Source organism: Streptomyces chisholmiae (assembly GCF_031845445.1).
GTDB classification, from domain to species: domain Bacteria; phylum Actinomycetota; class Actinomycetes; order Streptomycetales; family Streptomycetaceae; genus Streptomyces; species Streptomyces chisholmiae.
The window spans coordinates 189,614-210,546 of sequence record NZ_JAVREO010000006.1; the positions used below are offsets into that span (position 1 = coordinate 189,614).

General features: G+C 74.1%; 21 protein-coding genes. 9 read left to right on the top strand and 12 right to left on the bottom strand.

Annotated elements, in window-relative coordinates; all coding sequences use genetic code 11:
• Window positions 1–5: 5 nt before the first annotated feature.
• From RM844_RS12215 to thiC, 6 genes are all read right to left on the bottom strand, one after another.
• Entirely contained in the window at window positions 6–866 is an 861-nt protein-coding gene (locus tag RM844_RS12215) for an Fpg/Nei family DNA glycosylase (protein WP_311667110.1), read from the bottom strand.
• A 70-nt stretch (window positions 867–936) separates the two neighbouring features.
• A complete protein-coding gene (locus RM844_RS12220) occupies window positions 937–1,542 on the bottom strand; it encodes a DUF1707 and DUF4190 domain-containing protein (RefSeq protein WP_311667111.1) in 606 nt (201 codons plus the stop codon).
• Window positions 1,543–1,821: 279 nt separating this feature from the next.
• Window positions 1,822–4,131 carry an excinuclease ABC subunit UvrA gene (locus RM844_RS12225; protein ID WP_311667112.1) on the bottom strand — a complete coding sequence of 770 codons (2,310 nt, stop codon included), beginning with the start codon at window positions 4,129–4,131 and terminating at the stop codon, window positions 1,822–1,824.
• 145 nt (window positions 4,132–4,276) lie between these two features.
• Window positions 4,277–6,187 (bottom strand): NAD-binding protein, encoded by a 1,911-nt coding sequence (locus RM844_RS12230; protein ID WP_311667113.1) that lies wholly within the window; start codon window positions 6,185–6,187, stop codon window positions 4,277–4,279.
• A gap of 117 nt (window positions 6,188–6,304) precedes the next feature.
• Entirely contained in the window at window positions 6,305–6,787 is a 483-nt protein-coding gene (locus tag RM844_RS12235) for a hypothetical protein (RefSeq protein ID WP_311667114.1), read from the bottom strand.
• Between the two features lie 139 nt (window positions 6,788–6,926).
• The gene (gene thiC / locus RM844_RS12240) at window positions 6,927–8,573 is read right to left on the bottom strand and encodes a phosphomethylpyrimidine synthase ThiC (protein WP_311667115.1); all 1,647 of its coding nucleotides are present in this window, start codon (window positions 8,571–8,573) and stop codon (window positions 6,927–6,929) included.
• 178 nt (window positions 8,574–8,751) lie between these two features.
• Between thiC and RM844_RS12245 the strand changes: the two genes are divergently transcribed.
• Entirely contained in the window at window positions 8,752–10,128 is a 1,377-nt protein-coding gene (locus tag RM844_RS12245) for a YibE/F family protein (RefSeq protein ID WP_311667116.1), read from the top strand.
• On the opposite strand, the gene RM844_RS12250 is transcribed toward RM844_RS12245, so the two are convergent.
• The gene (locus tag RM844_RS12250; RefSeq protein ID WP_311667117.1) at window positions 10,097–10,306 is read right to left on the bottom strand and encodes a DUF5326 family protein; all 210 of its coding nucleotides are present in this window, start codon (window positions 10,304–10,306) and stop codon (window positions 10,097–10,099) included. The genes RM844_RS12245 and RM844_RS12250 overlap by 32 nt on opposite strands.
• A 251-nt stretch (window positions 10,307–10,557) precedes the next feature.
• Window positions 10,558–10,875: a cupin domain-containing protein gene (locus tag RM844_RS12255; RefSeq protein ID WP_311667118.1), complete on the bottom strand. Its 318-nt coding sequence runs from the start codon at window positions 10,873–10,875 to the stop codon at window positions 10,558–10,560.
• Between the two features lie 48 nt (window positions 10,876–10,923).
• Between RM844_RS12255 and RM844_RS12260 the strand changes: the two genes are divergently transcribed.
• From RM844_RS12260 to RM844_RS12280, 5 genes are all read left to right on the top strand, one after another.
• On the top strand, window positions 10,924–11,295 hold the full coding sequence (locus RM844_RS12260) for a phage holin family protein (protein ID WP_311667119.1): 372 nt from the start codon (window positions 10,924–10,926) through the stop codon (window positions 11,293–11,295).
• Between the two features lie 31 nt (window positions 11,296–11,326).
• The gene (locus RM844_RS12265) at window positions 11,327–11,830 is read left to right on the top strand and encodes a low molecular weight protein-tyrosine-phosphatase (protein ID WP_311667120.1); all 504 of its coding nucleotides are present in this window, start codon (window positions 11,327–11,329) and stop codon (window positions 11,828–11,830) included.
• A gap of 7 nt (window positions 11,831–11,837) precedes the next feature.
• Window positions 11,838–12,743, top strand: a complete 906-nt coding sequence (locus RM844_RS12270) for a fructosamine kinase family protein (protein WP_311667121.1) — start codon at window positions 11,838–11,840, stop codon at window positions 12,741–12,743.
• Between the two features lie 87 nt (window positions 12,744–12,830).
• On the top strand, window positions 12,831–13,973 hold the full coding sequence (locus RM844_RS12275; RefSeq protein ID WP_311667122.1) for a cystathionine gamma-lyase: 1,143 nt from the start codon (window positions 12,831–12,833) through the stop codon (window positions 13,971–13,973).
• An 83-nt stretch (window positions 13,974–14,056) separates the two neighbouring features.
• Window positions 14,057–14,554, top strand: a complete 498-nt coding sequence (locus tag RM844_RS12280; RefSeq protein ID WP_311667124.1) for an NUDIX domain-containing protein — start codon at window positions 14,057–14,059, stop codon at window positions 14,552–14,554.
• A 121-nt stretch (window positions 14,555–14,675) separates the two neighbouring features.
• On the opposite strand, the gene RM844_RS12285 is transcribed toward RM844_RS12280, so the two are convergent.
• Together RM844_RS12285 and RM844_RS12290 are read right to left on the bottom strand one after the other, a co-directional pair.
• Entirely contained in the window at window positions 14,676–15,572 is an 897-nt protein-coding gene (locus RM844_RS12285) for a pyridoxamine 5'-phosphate oxidase family protein (RefSeq protein WP_311667125.1), read from the bottom strand.
• A 75-nt stretch (window positions 15,573–15,647) separates the two neighbouring features.
• Window positions 15,648–16,865, bottom strand: a complete 1,218-nt coding sequence (locus tag RM844_RS12290) for a globin domain-containing protein (RefSeq protein WP_311667126.1) — start codon at window positions 16,863–16,865, stop codon at window positions 15,648–15,650.
• Window positions 16,866–17,090: 225 nt separating this feature from the next.
• Between RM844_RS12290 and RM844_RS12295 the strand changes: the two genes are divergently transcribed.
• Complete coding sequence (locus tag RM844_RS12295; RefSeq protein WP_311667127.1) at window positions 17,091–17,540, top strand: GNAT family N-acetyltransferase; 450 nt, start codon at window positions 17,091–17,093, stop codon at window positions 17,538–17,540.
• Window positions 17,541–17,574: 34 nt separating this feature from the next.
• Here RM844_RS12295 and RM844_RS12300 read toward each other — a convergent pair whose 3' ends face one another.
• Together RM844_RS12300 and RM844_RS12305 are read right to left on the bottom strand one after the other, a co-directional pair.
• Window positions 17,575–17,892, bottom strand: a complete 318-nt coding sequence (locus tag RM844_RS12300) for a DUF7586 domain-containing protein (RefSeq protein WP_311667128.1) — start codon at window positions 17,890–17,892, stop codon at window positions 17,575–17,577.
• The gene (locus RM844_RS12305; RefSeq protein WP_311667129.1) at window positions 17,868–19,112 is read right to left on the bottom strand and encodes a serine hydrolase domain-containing protein; all 1,245 of its coding nucleotides are present in this window, start codon (window positions 19,110–19,112) and stop codon (window positions 17,868–17,870) included. Before RM844_RS12305 ends, RM844_RS12300 begins: the two co-directional genes overlap by 25 nt.
• Before the next feature lie 189 nt (window positions 19,113–19,301).
• Between RM844_RS12305 and RM844_RS12310 the strand changes: the two genes are divergently transcribed.
• Both RM844_RS12310 and RM844_RS12315 read left to right on the top strand, forming a co-directional pair.
• Window positions 19,302–20,177 carry a GNAT family N-acetyltransferase gene (locus tag RM844_RS12310; protein WP_311667130.1) on the top strand — a complete coding sequence of 292 codons (876 nt, stop codon included), beginning with the start codon at window positions 19,302–19,304 and terminating at the stop codon, window positions 20,175–20,177.
• A 217-nt stretch (window positions 20,178–20,394) separates the two neighbouring features.
• Entirely contained in the window at window positions 20,395–20,787 is a 393-nt protein-coding gene (locus RM844_RS12315; RefSeq protein WP_311667131.1) for a VOC family protein, read from the top strand.
• Window positions 20,788–20,933: the final 146 nt, after the last annotated feature.

A 20,933-nucleotide genomic window follows, 5' to 3' on the forward strand; every position in this document is an offset into this window, starting at 1 on the left:
CGGTGTCAGCGGGTAGGCCGGCGGGCCGGGTGGCCGGCCGCCGGGCCGCTCGGGCCGTGCTGGCAGCGCGGGCACCAGTAGGTGGGGCGCTCCCGGCCCGGCTCGCCGTGGGCGTCGCCGACCACCCGGATCGGGGTGCCGCAGACCAGGCAGGGCCGGCCGGCGCGGCCGTAGACGAAGAGCCGGGACCGGCGCTCGCCGGGCGGGGTGGTGATGCGGTCGAAGCGGTCCCGGTTGGCGGCCAGCAGGCGCGCGGCGGACCGCAGCAGCCGGGCCAGCGGCTCGGCGGGCGCGGGCGCGAAGCGGGGCAGCTCGCCGACCGGCACCCAGGGGGTGACCCGGGCGAGGAAGCACAGCTCGGCGAGGTAGACGTTGCCGATGCCGGCCAGGTTGCGCTGGTCGAGCAGGGCGTCGCCGAGCGGCCGTTCGGGCGCGGCGGCCAGCCGGGCCAGCGCCGCCGCCTCGTCCCAGTCGGGCCCCAGCAGGTCGGGGCCCAGATGGCCGACGACCCGCTCCTCGTGGGCGGTGCGGAGCAGGTCGAGGACCGGCAGCCGGTAGCCGACGGCGGTGCCCGCCTCGGTGCCGAGGATGGCCCTGATCTGGTGGCCCGGGCCGCCCCGCCAGCGCTCGCCGGCGGCGAAGACCCGCCAGGCGCCGTCCATCCGCAGGTGCGAGTGGAGGGTGAGGCCGCCGGAGACGCGGGTCAGCAGGTGCTTGCCCCGGGGCACCACCGCCAGCACGGTACGGCCCCGCAGCTCGACGGTGGCCAGCCGGGGCACCCTCAGCTCGGCACGGGTCAGCGTCCGCCCGGCCAGGCCGTCGTGCAGCCGCCGAGCGGTCAGCCAGACCGTGTCTCCCTCGGGCATGCCTCCATGATGCGCCCACCGGGACGAACCGGACGGCGGGGCGGCCCCGGCGCGGGGGCCGCGGGGCGGCTCAGACCAGCAGCACCAGCAGCGTGATGCCGACCGCCATCAGGGCCAGGCTGAGGTAGCCCATCACCAGGCCGCCCAGCGCCATGCCGTCGCCGCTCTCCCCGGTCCGCCGGATGGTGGCCCTGGCCCGGTGTCCCAGGATGACGGCCGGGATGGCGGTCAGCCCGTAGGTGAAGAAGCAGGAGATCCCGCAGACCATGGCGGCGACCGCGTTCCCGTTGGTCTGCGGCGGCGGCGCGGCGAACGGGAACGGGCGCGGCGCGTGGTAGATCGGGCGCGGACCGCCGGGCACCGGCCCCTGGTACGGCGGGCGGTGGATGACCACGGCGGGGGCGGGCGGGCCGAACGTCGGAGGGTAGGGCGTCGCCGCCGGGGTGGGCATGGGCACCGGGCCCTGCGGCAGGTCGGCGAGGAGCGGCTGGATCTCGGCGTAGGTGGTGGTCGTCTGGAGACGCTGCACCCGGTCGTCGAACTCGGTCTTGCTCAGGCGTCCTTCGGCGAAGCCGGCCTTGAGCACGTCAGCGGCGCGCTCGCGGTCGCTGTCCGAGGCCCGCATGATGGTCGGGTTCTGCTCGGCTGGTCCGCTCTGCCAGTACTGCATCGACATGTGCCCTCCCCAGTCATGCCACCGATCCGAGGACGCGCCGGGTCGGATACGACGCCCCCTCGGGAACGGGTCTCCCCGGTAAGGGGACGTCCGGGTGATCGAGAAGGTTCCCCGGGCGGGTCCGGCGCCATCCGCCGGCCCGGTCCGTCGCTCCGGCCGTCCGCCCCGCGGTGGCCTCCCGACCATGCTCGCCCACCGGAGCGCTCCCGTCCACTCCCTGAGCCCGCGCCGGCGGGGCCGGCCCGCGGCCGAACGCCCCGCCGGCGCGGCCCGGCCGGCTCAGCCGCGCTGGCCGTACGCCCGCAGGTGGGTGGCGGTCCTGGTGTCCGCGTCCGCGACCATCTGGGCCGGCGTCCCGGTGAAGATCACCCGGCCGCCGTCGTGGCCGCCGCCGGGCCCCAGGTCGATCAGCCAGTCGGCGTGCGCCATCACGGCGAGGTGGTGCTCGATCACCACCACCGTGTTCCCGCTGTCCACCAACCGGTCGAGCAGCGCCAGCAGTTGGTCCACATCGGCCAGATGCAGTCCGGTGGTGGGCTCGTCCAGCACGTAGATCGCCGCCCGCTCCGCCATGTGGATGGCCAGCTTGAGCCGCTGCCGCTCGCCGCCCGACAGCGTGGTCAGCGGCTGACCGAGCCGCAGGTAGCCGAGGCCGACGTCGGTCAGCCGGCCGAGGATCGCCGCCGCCTGCCCCGAGGTGAAGAAGTCGTCCGCCTCGGCGACCGACATGTCCAGCACCTCGCTGATGTTCCGGCCACGCAGCCGGTACTCCAGCACCTCGGGGGTGAACCGCTTGCCCTCGCACTGCTCGCAGACCGAGGACACGCCGGCCATCATCGCCAGGTCGGTGTAGACCAGGCCCAGGCCGTTGCAGTTGTCGCAGGCGCCGGCCGAGTTGGCGCTGAACAGCGCCGGCTTCACGCCGTTGGCCTTGGCGAACGCGGTGCGGATCGGGCCCAACAGGCCCGTGTAGGTCGCCGGGTTGCTCCGCCGGGAGCCGCGGATCGGCGTCTGGTCGGCCACCACCACGCCGTCCCGGCCCGGCAGCGAGCCGTGGATCAGCGAGCTCTTCCCCGACCCGGCGACGCCGGTGACCACCGTCAGCACGCCCAGCGGCACCTCCACGCTCACGTCCTGGAGGTTGTGCAGCTTGGCGCCGACGATCGGCAGCTGGCCGGTGGGGCGGCGCACCGACTCCTTGACCGGGACCCGGTGTTCGAGGTGGCGGCCGGTGAGCGTGCCGGAGGCGCGCAGCCCGTCCAGCGGCCCCGCGTACTGGATCTCCCCGCCGGCGGTGCCGGCGCCGGGACCGATGTCGACCACGTGGTCGGCTATCTCGATCACCTCGGGCTTGTGCTCCACGACCAGCACCGTGTTGCCCTTGTCCCGCAGCCCGAGCAGCAGGCCGTTCATCCGCTGGATGTCGTGCGGGTGCAGCCCGGTGGTGGGCTCGTCGAAGACGTAGGTCACGTCGGTGAGACTGGAGCCCAGGTGGCGGACCATCTTCACGCGCTGCGACTCGCCGCCGGAGAGGGTGCCGGAGGGGCGGTCCAGGCTGAGGTAGCCCAGCCCGATCTCCACCAGCGAGTCCAGCAGCTCCCGCAGCGCCGTGAGCAGCGGCCCCACCTCGGGTGCCGCCAGCCCGCCGACGAACCGCGCCAGCGCGCTGATCTCCATCGCCGAGCAGCTGGCGATGTTGACCCCGTCGATCGTGCAGCCGAGCGCCGCCTCGTTGAGCCGGCTGCCGCCGCAGGACGGGCACTCGGCGAAGACCACGGCCCGGTCCACGAACGCCTTCAGGCCCGGCCGCATCGCCTCCCGGTCCTTGCTGAGGTAGACCCGCTGCACCTTGGGGACCAGCCCCTCGTAGGTGATGTTGTTGGTGCCGATCCGGATCTTGGTGCTCGGCTTGTGGAGGAAGTCATCCCACTGCTCGGCGGTGAAGTCGCGGAGCCTGGTGTCCGGGTCGTAGAGCCCCGAGCCGGCCATCACCTGCCAGTACCAGGAGCCCACGTCGAAGCCCGGCACCGTGATGGCGCCCTCGTTCAACGACAGGTCGCGGTCCACCAGTTGGTCGATGTCGATCCGGCTGACCTCGCCCAGCCCCTCGCAGGGCAGGCACATGCCCTCGGCGCTGTTGAAGCTGAACCGGGTCGAGGTGCCGATGTGCGGGGTGCCGAGCCGGCTGAAGATGATCCGCAGCATCGTGTACGCGTCCGTGACGGTGCCCACGGTGGACCGGGAGTTGGCCCCCATCCGCTCCTGGTCCACCACGATGGCGGCGCTGAGGTTGCGCAGCTCGTCCACGTCGGGACGGGCCTGGCTGGGCATGAAGGACTGCACGAAGGCCGTGTAGGTCTCGTTGATCAGCCGCTGCGACTCGGCGGCGATGGTGCCGAAGACCAGGGAGGACTTGCCGGAGCCGGAGACCCCGGTGAAGACGGTGAGCCGGCGCTTGGGGAGGTCGAGGGAGACGTTCCGCAGGTTGTTCTCGCGGGCGCCGCGGACCTGGATCAGATGGTGCTGGTCGGCGGCGACCGGCCCGGACGCGGGCAGGGAGGAGGACGGACGGGACTGCTCGGAGGTCATGATCGTTCCTGCGCTGTCGAGAGGAGGCGGGACGCGTGAGACGTCGCCACGCGTTCAGATCAGGGCCCCAGATGATGACACGCCCCACTGACAGTCGCCCCGGCTTTTCCCCGGGCGCCGGGCCCGGACCCGGACCCGACGCGCCCTATCGGCCCAGCAGTTCCGCCAGCCCGCGCCGGGTCGCGGCGACCACCACCCGGTCCCTGGGGCGCAGCACGTAGCCCGGGTGCACGTCCCACAGCAGGCCGCCCGACGGCTCGCCCCGCCCGGACGCGCGGACCGCGGTGAGGTCCGGGTGCCGGTCGTCCGGCGCGGTCAGGTCCAGCGCCAGCACCCGCCAGGCGCCGGGCCGGTCCGCCTCCGCCACCGTGCGGTCCGCGAACCGCGGGAAGTCCGCCACGTCGAGCGCCGCGAAGAGCAGCACCCGGCGCTCCACCGGGATGGCGCCCAGGATCTGCCGGCCCATCATCGCGCTGGCGAACGCCGGCGCGGCCAGCGTGGAGACGCTCCGGCTGCGGGTCAGCGCCTCCGGGTGGGCCGCCCGCAGCGTGCGGTAGACCACGGTGGCGAAGTCGTCGTCGTACAGCCGCAGCGCCACCCGCAGCTCCGGCTTGATGCTCCTGGCGTGCAGCACCGCCTCGAGGTTGGTGGCGTCCGCGCTGGTCAACGCGAGGAAGGCGCGCGCCCGGTGGATCTTCGCCGACTCCAGCACGTCCTCCTGGGTGACGTCGCCGAGCACCACCGGCACCTGGAGCCGGCGGGCCAACGGGATGCCCCTGGCCTCCGGGTCCTCCTCGACGCAGACCACCGGGATGTCCATCTCCCGCAGCTGGGCCAGCACCCGGGTGCCGATCTTGCCCAGACCGAGCAGCACCACGTGGCCGGCGAGCCCGCGCGGCGGGCGCGGCAGGTTGGTCGCGCCCCGGAAGGCGCCCAGCGCCTGGAGCGCGGCGGCGATCAGGATCGGCAGCAGCGCCAACCCGACCAGTCCGGATATGAGTTGGATGACCTGCCGGGCCACGGGCTCGTCCTCCGCCGGGTCGCCGATGGAGAACAGGTCGAGCAGCGTCAGGTAGGCGGCGTGCAGCGCGTCGCCGCCGGTGGTCCGCCAGAGCGCCAGGGCCAGCGCGCAGACCGCCAGCGCGATGCCGAGCAGGGAGAGCCGCAGCCGGCGGGAGAAGATCTCGGCCAGCGGGGCGCCGCGCCTGGCCAGCCGCCGGGCGGGCAGCGCCGGGCCGGTGTGGGTCACCGTCTCCAGCACCACGGTGCCCCGGCCGGTGGCGTCGGCCACCTGCCGGTCGTCGGGCAGCAGTTGCGGACCCTGGGGGCCGCTGTTGTCCGAGCCCTCCGCGCCGGCCGGGTCGTTGACGGTGGCCGAGAGCAGGGCCAGGGTGCACAGCCCCGGGTCGGCGATCTCGCCGCTGGCCGGCGGCGGGCGTTCGGCCGCGCGGAGCAGCAGCCCGTCGGCCGCCACCACCTTGCGGGTGCCGGCGACGGCGGTCGCGGCCAGCGCGGGGGCCGCCGTGTCGGCGTCGGAGAGCACGGTGGTCGAGGCGTCCAGGGCGCGCGGCTCCGCGGTCGGCCGGGCGACCGCCGCCGCCTGGTCGAGCAGCTCGGCCAGGTGCTGGCCGAGGCGGCGGTTGTAGTGCCGGATCACCAGCCGCAGGTGCGGGTTGAGCCGGCGGGCGGCGAGGGCGCCACGCAGGTTGGTCTCGTCGTCGTCGTAGACCAGCGCCAACGCGGTGGCCTGGGGCACGCCGGCCCGGGTCAGCGCCTCCTCGGTGGGCTCGGGCGCGGCCATCTCGCCGATCGGGATCCGGATGCCGCCCCCGGTGGTGTCGTCCCCGGGGCCGGCGCCGGCGCCGGTGGCCGGGCGGTTGATCGCCGCGGACACCCGGCCCAGCAGCGCGGAGACCCGGGGGCGCGCGCCCGCCATGCCGGGCCGGCCGGCCGGGCCGTCCGGCGGCGGCATGACCAGCGTCACGCGTTCGCGGTAGACGTCGTGCAACTCCTCGGCGAGCCGGATGGCTAACGCGTCGTCACCGCAGACCACCATGTGCCCCGTGTCGACGGCCCGTTGGCCCTGGCTGGGTTGTGGGACCACACTGGTGGGACGCCGCCCGGGGCCCGAACGGTTGCACGGTGACACCGGCCGGTCACCCGCGCCGCGTCCTCACCCGCCGCCGGCGCGGGCCCACCGCTCGGTGCTCCGGTGCCGGTCCAGGCCGACGGCCGCGAACTCGTCCACCGCGCCGCCGGCGGTCGCGCCGAGCCGGCGCAGCGCCTGCGAGAGCGGGCTGCCGGCCGGCGACGACGGCCGGCCCTCGGGCGTGTGCGACGGCCCCCACACCAGCGCCCCCGCGGCCCAGACGGCGGCCCGCTGCTCGCCGGTGCCGCCGAAGTAGTCGGCCTCCCCGTAGGCCACGGGTCCGGCGGCCGACCAGCGGGCGAGGACCGCGGCGAAGCCGGCCGGCAGCGACCAGAACCCCAACCCGTCCGCCGGCTCGGCCGCCGACCCGCCCGGGTACCGCCCCTCGGTCATCGGCAGCAGCGCGAGGCCCTGGGCCAGCGGGACCACCGTCGCCCCGGGCAGCTCGCGGGCCGCCGCGCCCAACAGCGCGTCCCCGGCGATCACCGCCTCCAGCGTGTACCCCACCCCGGCTCCCTTCCCCGGCCGATCCGCCGGGCCAGGGTAGCGAGCGCCCCCCCGGCCCGGCGGAGGGCCGGTCGGCCGGCCGGTCAGACGGCAGGATCGGCCGGCCAGTTCGGCCAGTCGGTCAGTTCGGTCAGTTCGGTCAGTCGGTCACCGGCAGGTAGACCCGGCCGCCGGACTCGGCGAACTCCCGGGACTTCTCGGCCATGCCGTCCACCGCCGTCCGCTCGGCCTCGGTCAGCCCGAGCTGCTCCCCGAAGTCCTCCCGGATCTCCCGGCTGATCTTCATCGAACAGAACTTCGGCCCACACATGGAGCAGAAGTGCGCGGTCTTGGCGGGCTCGGCCGGCAGGGTCTGGTCGTGGTAGGCGCGTGCGGTGTCCGGGTCGAGGGCCAGGTTGAACTGGTCCTCCCAGCGGAACTCGAAGCGCGCGTCGGAGAGCGCGTCGTCCCAGAGCTGGGCGCCCGGGTGCCCCTTGGCCAGGTCGGCGGCGTGCGCGGCGATCTTGTAGGCGATCACGCCGGCCTTGACGTCGTCCCGGTCGGGCAGCCCCAGATGTTCCTTGGGTGTCACGTAACACAGCATCGCGGTGCCCCACCAGGCGATCATCGCCGCGCCGATGGCCGAGGTGATGTGGTCGTAGGCCGGCGCGATGTCGGTGGTCAGCGGGCCGAGGGTGTAGAACGGCGCCTCCTGGCACAGCTCCTGCTGGAGGTCGACGTTCTCCTTGATCTTGTCCATCGGGACATGTCCTGGGCCCTCCACCATGGTCTGCACCTCGTGCGCGCGGGCCACCCGGCACAGCTCGCCGAGGGTGCGCAACTCGGCGAACTGGGCCGCGTCGTTGGCGTCCGCGACGGAGCCGGGGCGGAGTCCGTCGCCCAGCGAGAAGGTGATGTCGTAGGCGGCGAGCAGCTCGCACAGCTCGGCGAAGTGCGTGTAGAGGAAGTTCTCCCGGTGGTGGGCCAGGCACCAGGCGGCCATGATGGAGCCGCCGCGGGAGACGATCCCGGTCTTCCGCCGCGCGGTCAGCGGCACATGGCGCAGCAGCACCCCGGCGTGCACCGTCATGTAGTCCACGCCCTGCTCGGCCTGTTCCACGACGGTGTCGCGGTAGACCTCCCAGCTGAGTTCCTCGGCTCTGCCCCCGACCTTCTCCAGGGCCTGGTAGAGCGGCACCGTGCCGATCGGCACCGGTGATCCGCGCAACACCCCTTCGCGGGTGGTGTGGATGTCCTTGCCGGTGGAGAGGTCCATCACGGTGTCGGCGCCCCAGCGGGTGGCCCAGGTCATCTTGGCCACCTCCTCCTCGATGGACGAGGTGACGGCGGAGTTACCGATGTTGGCGTTCACCTTGACCAGGAAGTTCCGGCCGATGATCATCGGCTCCGACTCCGGGTGGTTGACGTTGGCCGGCAGCACCGCCCGGCCGGCGGCGATCTCGTCCCGGACGAAGGCCGGCGGGCGGTTCTCGCGCAGCGCGACGAACTCCATCTCCGGGGTGATCTCGCCCCGGTTCGCGTACGCCAGCTGCGTCACGGCCGGCTGGCCGTCCCGGCGCCGTTCCTCGATCCACGGCCGTCGCAGCGGCGGCAGGCCGCGCCCGGCCACCGCGGGCGCGGCCGGGTCGGTGTACGGCCCCGAGGTGTCGTAGAGGGTCACCGACTCGCCGTTGCTGAGGTGCACCCGCCGCACCGGCACCCGCAGGTCCGGGCGGGATCCGGTGAGATATCCCTTGTGCGCGCCGAGGACGGGCGCGCTGGACGCGTCTGTGTGTCGATCGGTCATCAGACCTTGCTCCCTACGCCGGCATTACCCGGTAACAGGTTCAGCGGTCGGCGCAGCCGCAGCGCCCTCTCAGCCTCGTGCTCGAAGCTCCCGCGATGATGGTTCTTGCCCCTCCACGCTAAGGGGCCGACGGCCGTGATGAACAGAGGCCCCGGGATTCTTAGGCGATGATCGGAAGGTGACCGCTCCTCAGGACCCCCTGGATCCCCACGCCCATCCGCATGGCCACACCCACCAGCACGGCCCGGCGGCCCCCGTCTCCCAGCACCTGCGGCGGGTGATAGCCGCCGTGCTGGTGCCGTTCGGCATCGTGATGGTCGCCGGTCTGGTGCTGCTGTGGCCAGGCGGCGCGCCGGAACAGGAGGAGCGCTCCGGGGTCGGCTTCGACCAGCAGCACGAGGACGCCCGGGTCACCGAGTTGGTGGACCGGCCCTGCGAGGACCTGGGCGTGCAGGTCCAGGAGGGGGTGACCGGGGCGTGCCAGGAGGCCACCGTGGAGGTGACCAGCGGCCCCGACGCCGGGCACACCTTCAGCGAGGTGGTGCCGCCGGACGCCACCAAGCGGTTCCACGAGGGGCAGCGGGTGGTCGTCTCGTACGCCCCGGAGGCGCCCGAGGAGCTGCGCTACAGCGTGGTGGACGTCGACCGCAAGCTGCCCATGCTGCTGCTGGCGGCGCTCTTCGCCCTCGTGGTGGTGGCGGTGGGGCGGCTGCGCGGGCTGCTGGCGCTGGTCGGCCTGGTGGTCAGCTTCCTGGTGTTGACGCTCTTCATCCTGCCCGCGGTGCTGCACGGCTCCAACCCGCTGCTGGTGGCGGTGATCGGCGGCAGCGTGATCATGCTGGTGACGCTCTACCTCTGCCACGGGGTCAACGCCCGCACCTCGGTCGCGGTGCTGGGCACGTTGGTGTCGCTGCTGCTGATCGGGGCGCTGGGTTCGCTCTTCATCGGCTGGGCGCACCTCACCGGCAACACCGACGACCAGACCGGGCTGGTGCACAGCCTGTATCCGGGCATCGAGATCAAGGGGCTGCTGCTGGCGAGCATCCTGATCGGCTCGCTCGGCGTGCTGGACGACGTGACGGTGACCCAGACCTCGGCGGTGTGGGAGCTGAAGCAGGCGGCGCCGGAGGCGAACTGGCGGCGGCTGTACTCGGCGGCGATGCGGATCGGCCGGGACCACATCGCCTCGGTGGTCAACACCCTGGTGCTGGCCTACGCGGGGGCGGCGCTGCCGCTGTTGCTGCTCTTCAGCATCGCGCGCAGCGGGGTGGAGACGGTGGCGTTCAGCGAGTTGGTCGCCGAGGAGATCGTGCGGACGCTGGTCGGCTCGATCGGCCTGGTCGCCTCGGTGCCGGTGACGACGCTGCTGGCGGCGCTGGTGGTGAGCGCCGACCGCAGGTCGTCTGGGGGCGCCGGGGCCGGTGGCGACGGGGCGGCCGGGGCGCCGGGCGGGCCGGCGGCCGGCTCGACGTTCGGCTCGGCGTTCGGGGAGCGCTGGGGCCCCCGGCCGACGCGGCGGCGGGCTACCAACCACCGCCGGAGGAGGAAGAGGTGAACTTCCGCACCACGAAGATCAGTACGGCGACCACGGCGACGAACAGCAGGATCCGGAAGACCAGGCCGATCACCCAGGTCAGGAGGGAGAACAACAGGCCCCCGAAGACCACCAGCGCGATGGCGGGGATGGCGATCCACCGCACCCACCACGGCAGTGTCATAAAGGCTTCCTTCATGGCCCTGGCTCCTGTTCCGCACGTATGTCGTTCCACCGGGCGACGGCCCGACAGCGTGATAGTTCGATGACTCGATGCTAAGCGCGCGCCCACCCCTCCCGGGAGTCGCACCGGCCCCAGTCCTCCCCTGACCGTTCCCTGAGGCGACCCTGAGAGAACGGTGGGCGGGGGAGGCGGGGTGCGCGGGCGAGGTGGGGTGCGCGGTGGGCGGGGGCGGACGGAGCCGGGAGCGGCGCTCGGGAGTCGGCCGCTCAGGGCTCGGGCGGTGAGAAGACCACGAGCACCCGCAGGTCCTCGGTGATGTGGTGGAACCTGGCGCCGACGCCGGCCGGCACGTAGACCACGCTGCCGCGGGCCACCATCGTGGTCTCGTCACCCACCGTCATCGCGGCACGACCGCTGACCACGAAGTTGATCACGTCCTGGGCCTGCGGCTTCTGGCCGTCCGCCGCGCCGGCGGCCAGCGCGTAGAGCCCGGCCGACATCCGGGGCTCGCGCAGAAAGCGCAGGTAGGCGCCGTCGTGAGCGGCGCGTTCCGCGTCCAGCCGATCCAGCCGGAACTCCTTCATCGGCTCATTCCCCTTGCGCAGCCAGTGCCATCTGAAACGATCTCCTGTATGACAACCATCTTCGTGAAGTTCATCGCCAACGCGGTGGCCCTGGCCGCCGCCGTGTGGCTGGTGAGCGACATCACCATCGGTGAACCCGGCGACAGCACCGGCAGCAAGGCGGTGACGCTGCTCATCGTGGCGCTGATCTTCGGCGTGGTGAACCTCATCGTCAAGCCCATCGTGAAGCTCTTCGCCCTCCCTCTGCTCATCCTGACCCTCGGCCTGTTCACCCTGGTGATCAACGCCCTGATGCTGATGCTCACCGGCTGGCTCGCGGACGACAGGTTCGAGGTCGGCGGCTTCTTCTCCGCGGTGCTTGGCGGTCTGATCATCTCCATCGTCTCCTGGGCGGTCAACATGATCCTGGACCGCGACTGAACGGGCGGTAGCCGACCGAGGACTGACCGACATGTATCGCATCTGTTTCGTCTGCACGGGCAACATCTGCCGCTCGCCGATGGCCGAAGTCGTGCTGCGCGCCCGGCTGGTGGACGAGGGGCTGGACACCGGCATCGTGGTGGAGAGCGCCGGCACCGACGGCTGGCACGTCGGGGACCCGGCCGACCCGAGGGCGGTCGCCGCGCTCAACGCCGCCGGCTATCCGGCGGCGCCCGGCGACCACGCGGCCCGCCGGTTCACCGCGGACCGGTTCGCCGGCTACGACCTGGTGATAGCCCTCGACCGCGGCCACGAGCGGGAGTTGCGCCGGCTGGCCCCGGACGAGGCGGCGGCCGCCAAGGTGCGGCTGCTGCGCTCGTTCGGCGGACCCGACGGCGCCGCCGGGGTGGAGCTGGACGTGCCCGACCCCTACTACGGGGACGACGGCGGCTTCGCCGACTGTCTGGAGATCATCGAGACCGCCCTGCCCGAGCTGTTGCGGACGGTCAGGGCACGGACCGGGGCGGTGGGTTGAGACGGCGATGACGACCGGCCACGGCCCCGGCCCCACCCCCGCCGAGCTGGCCCGACGGGTCGCCGCCGCCGTCGGCGGCGCCCCGGACGGGACGCCGAGCCGGGTGGCCGGCGGCGAGATCTGCGACGCGTACCGGGTGCCACTCGACGACGGGCGGACGGTGTTCGCCAAGACCAGGGCGGGCGCGCCCGCCGACTTCTTCACCGCCGAGGCGGCCGGCCTCGACCTGCTGCGCGGCACCGGCGCGGTGGCCGTGCCCGAGGTGCTGGCGGCGCGGCCCGGACTGCTGGTGCTGTCCTGGGTGGAGCCGGCCGGCCCGAGCCCGCGCCAGGCGGAGCGGCTGGGCCGGGAGCTGGCCGCGCTGCACGCCACCCCGGCCGCGCACTACGGCACGGCCGGCCCGCTCTATCTGGGCCCGGTGCCGCTGCGCACCCCGGAGCCGGTCAGCGATCCGGCGGACTGGCCGGCCTGGCACGCCGCCCACCGGCTGCTGCCGCTGCTGCGGCTGGCGGTGGACGGCGGCGGCATCGACCGGCGGGACGCCGCCGACGTGACGGCGGTCTGCGAGCGGATCGCGGAGCTGGCCGGCCCGCCGCAGCCGCCCGCGGTGATCCACGGCGACCTGTGGGCGGGCAACATCCTGTGGACCGCCGGGCCGCGCCCCTACCTGATCGACCCGGCCGCGCAGGGCGGCCACCCCGAGGCCGACCTGGCCTTCCTCGAACTCTCCGGCTGCCCACACTTCGACCGGCTGATCGGCGCCTACCAGGAGGTGCGCCCGCTGCCGCACCGGGCCGCCCACGCCCCGCTGCACCAGTTGCACCACATCCTGATCCACGCCGCGCTGTTCGGCGGCGGGTACGGCCAGGAGAGCGGCGACGCGGCCCGCGCGGTGCTGCGGACCGGCGGCTGACCCGCGCCCAGCCACCCCGGCCCGCCCGGATCCGTACACTTGAGCGGCGATATCAGGCCACATCGGACCTGTCGGGAGTGTGGAGCGATGACCGGAGACGGGACACGGGCCGTGCGGGCCGGGCTGCCGGCGGTGGAGCCGTACCAGCCGCCGATGCCGCCGCCGGTGCTGGCGGCGCACTTCCACCTGCCGGGCGACCCGGCGGTGGCCCCGTTCGGCTACGGCCGGGAGAACAACCCGACCTGGGTCGGTCTCGAACGGGCCATCGCCGAGCTGGAGAGCCCGGCGGAGCCGGCCGAGGCGGTCGTCTTCCCGTCCGGCATGGCGGCCATCTCGGCGGCGGTCCTCGCGCTGGTCAAGCCGGGCGAGGCCGTGGTGCTGCCGACCGACGGCTACCAGCTGTGGCCCAAGCTGCGCGAACGGCTGGAGTCCTTCGGCCTGTTGGTGCACACCGCGCCCACCAGCGGCGACGCCCAGCTGGCCGCGCTGGAGTCCGCGCACCGGGCGGCGGCGCCGGTGCGGCTGCTGTGGCTGGAGACGCCGTCCAACCCCGGGCTCGATCTCTGCGACATCGCCAGGCTGAGCGCGGCGGCGCACGCCAGGGGCGCGTTGGTCGCGGTGGACAACTCGCTGGCCACCCCGCTCGGCCAGCGCCCCCTCCAGCTGGGCGCCGACCTGTCGGTGGCCAGCGGCACCAAGGGGCTCAACGGCCACGGCGACGTGCTGCTCGGCTATGTCGCCAGCCGGCAGCCGGCGCTGGTCGATGAGGTCAGGCGCTGGCGCACCACCACCGGCGCCATCCCGGGCCCCATGGAGTCCTGGCTGGTCCACCGCGGGCTGGCCACCCTGCACCTGCGGGTGGCCAGGCAGGCGGAGAACGCGCTGGCGGTGGCGCGGGCGCTGGCCGACCGCCCCGAGGTGACCGGCCTGCGCCACCCCGGCCTGCCGACGGACCGCGACCACGCGCTGGCCGTCCGGCAGATGCGGGCCTTCGGCTGCGTGGTCTCCTTCACCCTGCCCGACCTGGCGCACGCCGAGCGCTTCCTGACCGCGCTGGAGCTGGTGGACGACGCGACCAGCTTCGGCGGGGTCAGGTCCACGGCGGAGCGGCGGGGCCGCTGGGGCGGCGACGCGGTGCCGGCGGGGTTCGTCCGGCTTTCGGTCGGTGTGGAGGACCCGGCGGACCTGGTGGCCGACGTCCGCCGGGCGCTGGACGTGGCGCGCGGCTGAGCCCTTCCCGGGGTGCCGGGGCGGGACGCCCGCGCCGAACAGCGGAAGGTTTCGGCACCGGGCGCACGGGCCACACCAACCCCATGGACCAGGCACAACCCGTGGTCAAGCGCACCGCACGGGCCATCCTGCTGGACGGCCCGGAACTGATCGTGATCAAACGCGTGCGGCCCGGCAGTCCCCCGTACTGGATCACGCCGGGCGGCGGGGTCGAGCCGTCCGACGCCGGGGTGGTGGCCGCGCTGCACCGCGAGGTCTTCGAGGAGTTGGGCGCCCGGGTCACCGACGTGGTGCCGGCCTTCGTGGACACCGTGCCGCACCTGCCGGAGCCGGACGAGCGGGTGCCGCCCGGCCTGAAGGTGCAGCACTTCTTCGTCTGCCGGCTGGTCTCCATGGATCCGGCGCTGCGGCACGGCCCGGAGGTCACCGCGCCGCGCGGCACCTACGAGATCGTCCGGCTGCCGTTCACCCCGGAGGGGCTGGCCTCGGTCGAGGTGGTGCCGCCCCGGCTCAACGACTACCTCAGCCGGAACATCGCCGGCATCCACGCCCTGCTGGCCCCGGACTTCGCCCGCGGCTGAGCGGCGCTGGGCCCCGCCCGGCCGGGCGGGACGGCCGGGCTTCCGGGGCTCGGGGGCCGCCGGGTTCACTCGGGCCTGGGTCGTGCTGGCCGGGGTCGCGCGGGCCGGGCCGGGGTGCCGGTCAGCCGAACCAGCTGCCGCCGCCGCCCGTCGGGGTGGTGGCGCCGTCGCTGACCTCGGCCCGGCGGGCGCGCTCCAGCGCGCGCAGCGCCTCCGCGCGCCAGGCCGCCGCGTCCGGCGACGGGGGAACGGGGTCCGGGGCGGGGGCGGCAGGAGTGAGGGCGGCGGGAACCGGGGCGGCCGGGGCCGGGGCGGGGTCCGGCAGCGGCGGCGGGGTCCGCGACTCCCGCAGCTCCCTGGTCCGCCGCAGCTGCGCGTCCCTGGCCGCGCCGAAGAAGTCACCGCCCTTGCGCCGCTGGTCGTCGGTGCCCCAGTCGCGGGACGTCCGCCTGGGGGCCTTCACCAGGTGCGGGATGTGCTTGGCGCAGTGGATGTACGCCTCGACCACCTCGATCCGCACCCAGATCTCGGTGCGCCGCCCGGGCACCGGGTCCACCGGCAGGTCGGGGTGGGCGGCCCGCAGCTCGGCGTCGGTGACCATCCGGGCCCGCCCGTTGACGTGCAGCCCGATCCGGGCGCGGTCGAAGTCCAGCAGAAGCAGCCCGGCGTGCGGATTCTCGGCCAGGTTGCCCAGTGAGGCGTGCACCCCGTTGCCGCGGTACTCGGGGTAGACCAGGGTGCGCGGGTCCAGCACCCGGAGGAAGCCGGGCGGCCCGGCCCGGAAGGTGTTGTCACACTCGCCGTGCCGGTCCGCCGTGGCCAGGAAGAACATCTCGACCTCGGCGACGAACTCCCGCATCCGCTCGTTGAGATGGTCCAGCACCTGGTCCCGGTAGAAGCGGTCGGCGCGCCGCTCGCTGCCGAGCCGCGCCTGGAGCGCGTGCTCCCCGTCGCTGCCCGGTCGCCCGGCGCGCGTGGCCAGCGCCGCCGGCCATCCGTTTCCCACTGTCCCTGCCATGCGCTTACTTTCTGAGCTTGCCGAAGTTAGGTGCTCCCGGGGCGCGGCACCCGCGCGATCCGGAGGGGTGCCGCGTCAGGTCGTCGGGGACCGGGTGCCGGCCCGGCCCTGGGCACCGACCAGCGAACCGATGAAGTCGTGGCGGATCCGCTCGGCCGGGATGCCGCAGGAGACCAGCGCGTCCACGCCCTTGCGGATCATCTGCGGCGGCCCGGAGAGGTACCCGTCGAACTCCCGCCAGGGACCGAACTGCCTGACGGCCTCCGGGAGTTGCCCGGCCAGGCCGAGGGTGGCGTACTGCGCGACCACGGGTCTGACCGCGAGCCAGGGGTGCCGGCGCTCCAGGTCGAGGAAGGAGTCCAGGTCGTACAGCTCGTTGTCCCGGTTGGCGCCGAAGAAGACCTCGACCGGCCGGCGGCGGCCGCGCTCCGCGACGTCCTCGACCAGCGCCTTGATGGGCGCGATGCCGGTGCTGCCGCCGACGCAGAGCAGTCCCCGGTCGGAGTCCGGGTCCAGGGTCATCGAGCCGGCCGGCGGCCCGAGTCGCAGCACGTCGCCCGGGATCGCGCGGTTCACCAGGGAGCGGGAGACCCAGCCGGCCGGCACCGCCTTCACGTGGAAGGACAGCAGCCCGTCCGGCCGGGGCACCGAGGCGAACGAGTAGGACCGCCAGACCCGGGGCCACCAGGGCGTCTCCAGGCTGGCGTACTGCCCCGCGCGGTAGGCGTAGGGCTGGTCGGGGCGGACGGTGACCACCGCGACGTCGTTGGTGCGGCGCTCGTGGGACACGATCTCGGCCTGCCACCAGGCGGGCGAGCGCGCCTCGTCCTCGGCGGCGGCGTCGATCATGGTCTGGGACATCAGCGTGTAGACGCGGACCCAGGCCGCCTCGGCCTCCGGGCCCCAACTGCGCGGGGCGTAACGTTCCAGCGTGTACATCAGGCACTCGCCGACCAAGGGGTACTGGTCGGACGTGGTGCCGTACTTGCGGTGGCCACGGCCGAGGTCCTGGAGGTACCGGGTGAGCGTCTCCAGGTCGTCGATGTGTTCCGCGGCGGTGAGCAAAGCCGCGAAAATCCGGTCCCGTTGGGCGTCCATCGCGGCCGGGAACATGTCGCGCAGATGCGGGCCGTAGGTGAAAAGCAGAGCGTAGAAGTAGGACGTCGCCTCATTGGCGACCGGCTCGATCTCCGCCAGTGTGCGCCGCACCACCAGTGCGTCGTGGGACGGCGGCCGCTCACCCCCGAGTTGGAACTCAGTGGCGGCACCGTCGTTGGCCGATATCGCGGTCATGCCCTGCCTCGCCTCGATCAACTCCTGGTCGCACAGCGTGTCAGCACGCTCACCAGAAGTGGAGCGGTTAACCGGAAAGCGGCCATCGAGCCGCCAGATCTCGTAAACTGAACGGCTTGCCACCCCGGTGCGGAACCGACCTTACCGTTATACGGCTGATACACAAGCCCCGCGCGGGAACGCGAAGTTCACCCCTTTTCCGACTGTTTCCCTATGCTGCCTCCCATGGATATCGTTCTGCGTCCCGCGACTTCTGCGGATGTGCCGGAAATCGTCGCCATGCTGGCGGACGACCCGCTCGGCGCCACCCGGGAGAACCCGGCCGAACCGGCCCCCTACCGGGCGGCGTTCGCGCGGCTGACGGCCGAGCCGAACCAGCACCTGCTGGTCGCCGAGGAGGACGGGCAGATCGTCGGCACCCTGCAACTGGCCATCCTCTTCGGGCTCTCCCGGCAGGGGGCGAGCCGCGCGCTGGTCGAGGCGGTCCGGGTGCGCGCCGACCGCCGGGGCACCGGCCTGGGCGGCTGGCTGATCCGGCAGGCCATCGAGCGCGCCAGGCGGGAGGGCTGCGCCCTGGTGCAGCTGACCTCGGACGCCAGCCGGCGGGACGCGCACCGCTTCTACGAACGGCTGGGTTTCCAGCCGACCCACGTCGGCTACAAGCTCCCGCTCTGACACATCCCGCCCCCGGCCGGGCGCGCCGGCCGGCTCAGCTCGTCCAGCCCGCCGGGTCGCTGCCACCGGGCACCGGGGCGCCGGGCTCGTACGGTTCCCTGGTGAACACGAAGGTGCCCAGGTCGAGATGGCTGACCCGGCCGTCCGCCGTCCGCCGGACGCGCAGCGTCTCGCCGGCGAAGTAGCCGTCGAGCCCCAGCCACTCGTCCGCCGCCACCCGCCGGAAGCCCGAGCCGCGCCCGCCGGACCGGCCCGCGTGCAACGCCACCCCGCCCGCCGGGTTCAGCCGCAGCACGAAGTCGGCGGCGCCCCAGAACCAGCTCCCGGTCAGCGGCAGCAGCTCCCGGTCCACGTCGGCCGCCGGCCGCCAGGGCGACGGGAACGCGGGCTCCCGCTCGCGCAGGTCGGCCAGCAACCCCCGGGCCACCGCCCCGATCGCCGGCCCCGAGGTGGCATTGGCCAGCACCGTGGCGGCCGTTCCCTCCCGCGGGTCACACCAGAGGCCGGCGACGAAGCCCGGCATCGAGCCGCCGTGCCCCAGGTAGGTCCGGCCGTCCTCGGTGACCAGTTGCAGGCCGAGGCCGTAACCGGCGAGCCCGTCGGCCGACTCGGCCGGCGCCGCCGGGGCCCGCAGCTCGGCCAGGCTGGCGGCGCCGAGCACCGGCCGGCGCGGTTCGCGCCGCTCGTATCCTCGCCACCGTGGTCGCCGTTGGTGCCCTGGTCGCCGTTGGCGGCCTGGCCGTCGGTCGTGGCCTGGCCGCCGGTCGTGGCTTCGCCGGTCAGTAGGAAGGCCGCGAACCGGCCCAGGTCCTCGGTGGTGGACCAGAGTTGACCGGCCGGCGCCATCCGCCCGGTGTCCACCATGGGCTCGGGCTGCCGCAGGTCGGCGTAAGGATGCACGGCCCAGCCGCGCACGGCCGGCTCCTCGGCCGCGTAGGAGGTGCGGGACATGCCCAGCGGCAGCAGCACCTCACGGCGGAGCACCGTGAACCACGGCTCGCCCCGCAGCCGCTCCACCAGGGCGCCGAGCAGCGCGTACCCGGGGTTGGAGTAGTGGTAGCGCCGGCCGGCCGGGTGGATCACCGGATCGGGGCCGAAGACATCCGGCAGCTCGGGGCGCAGCTCCCCCGGAGTGCGCTCCCACCAGGGGGCGCGCGCCTCGGCGGCCAGTCCCGCGGTGTGCGACAGGAGTTGGGCCACGGTCGCGTCGCCGCCGTGCGGGGTGGTCAGCCACCGGCCGACCGGCTGGTCCAGGTCCAGCAGTCCCTCGTCGCGCAGCCGCAGCACCAGCACGGCGGTCAGGGTCTTGGTGATCGAGCCGATCCGGAACCGCACCCGCTCCGGGGCCACCCCCGCGGGCAGCTCACCGGCGCCGGCACTCCACACGGGCGCGCCCGCGCGCACCACGGTGGCCACCAGCGCCGGCGCGCGCCCTTCCGACTGCCCGACCGCCACCCGGTGCGCCAGGGCGCGCAGCGTCGCGGGCAACGGCGCCCGGAACGCGGCGCCCGGGTCGGCGGGGGCGTCGGGACGGGGGGAGGCGGCCGGTCCGGCCGCGGGGTGTCGAGTCATGGGCAACAGACTTACCGCACCGGCCGGGCCCCCGGTGGGCGGGTCCGGCGCACCGCGCACCGCCCGCCCCGGCGCGGGCGCCGACCGCGCGCGGCGTGCGCCACCCCGCTCCGGGGGGCACCACCACACACCGGGGGAAAGCGCGAAAACAGCTCGCCGGCGCACCGCCCGCTCCGCCACGCTGAGCCGGTGACCTCAGCTGATGACCTCACCATTCGCCCGCTCACGCTGGCCGATCTGACCGCCTGTCTCGACCTCGCCGAAGCGAATGACTGGAGCCGCGAGGAGCACCGCTGGCGCCTGATGCTCGCCTCCGGCCAGGGCTACGGCATCGACGCCCCGCCCACGGACCCGGAGGGCGGCCTGCTCGCCGCCGTGGTGCGGACCTCCTACGCGCACCAACTGCACGCGGTGGGCATGATGCTGGTGGCCAGGCGCCGGCAGCGGCAGGGGCTCGGCCAGCGGATGATGCGCCGGGTGATCGAGGACGCGGCGGGCGCCCCGCTGCTGCTCACCGCGACCGGCCAGGGGCGTGGCCTCTACGAACGGCTGGGCTTCAAGGCGCTGGGCGAGATCATCACGCTGGTCGGCACCTTCACCGCGCCGCCCCCCGAACCGGCCACGACCGCCCCGGTCCTGGTGCGGCCGGCCACGGCGGCCGACCTGCCGGAGATCCTCGCCTACGACCTGCCGGCCTTCGGCGCCGACCGGACCGAGTTGCTGACCAGGCTGCCCTCCTACGCCGAGCGCTTCCTGGTGGCCAGGGACCGGGCGGGCCGGCTGGTCGGCTACGGCGCGGCCTGGCCCAACGTCACCACCACCTCCGTGGGGCCGCTCGTCGCCGACGACCTGGCCGTCGCCCGGGCGCTGCTCACCCCGCTCGCCCTGGACACCCCGCTGCCGGCCCGGGTCGATGTCTCCGATCTGCACCCCGAGCTGGCGACCTGGCTGGCGGCGCGCGGCCTCACCGGGGACGGGCGGACCACGCTGATGGTGCACGGCCTGGCCGCGGCGCCCGGCGACCCGGCCCGCCGGTTCGCACCGTTCTCCATGGCGCACGGCTGACGGGCCGGGCCGCACCGCGGTGGGCCAGAAGGCGGTGCGCCAAAGTTATCCACAGATTTGCGCCCCTGTGGACAACCCCCCTCACTCTGTGGATAACTCTGGTGGCAGCCCCGTCCCCGGCCGCCACGCACGGCCGCTGACCAGCTGGTTCGCCGTGGCTGGCCGGGACGGCTGATTCGTTCAAGACCGGCCGGGAGCGGCTTCCTAAGCTGGCCCCATGACACCGCGCATGGACATGATCTGCCTGATTACCGACGATATGGCCGCCTCGCTGGCCTTCTACCAACAGCTGGGCGTCCCCATGCCGGCCGACGGGGCCAGCGGGCCGCATGTCGAGGCCACCTTCCCCGACGGGCTGCGGATCGCCTGGGAGACCGTCGAGTCGGTCCGCGCGGCGGATCCCGAGTACCAGCCGCGACCGGAGGGCACCCGGCTCTCCCTCGCCTTCCGCTGCGACAGCCCCGCCGAGGTGGACGCCCTCTACGAGCGCCTGCTGGCCGCCGGGCACTCCGGCCTCAGGGAACCCTGGGACGCTTTCTGGGGCCAGCGCTACGCCGTCGTGCGGGACCCGGACGGCAACGCGGTCGACCTCTTCGCCTGGCAGCCCTGAACCGCTACCGGCCGGCCGCCCCCGGCGCCACGCCCCACCGACAGCCACGCCCCGTCATCTTGCCCACGGCGGGCCGCCGAGGAAGTTCCCGGTGACCGACGCTGGCCGGGCCCGCGTCCCGGCACCGGAGACCGCTCCAGTGCTGC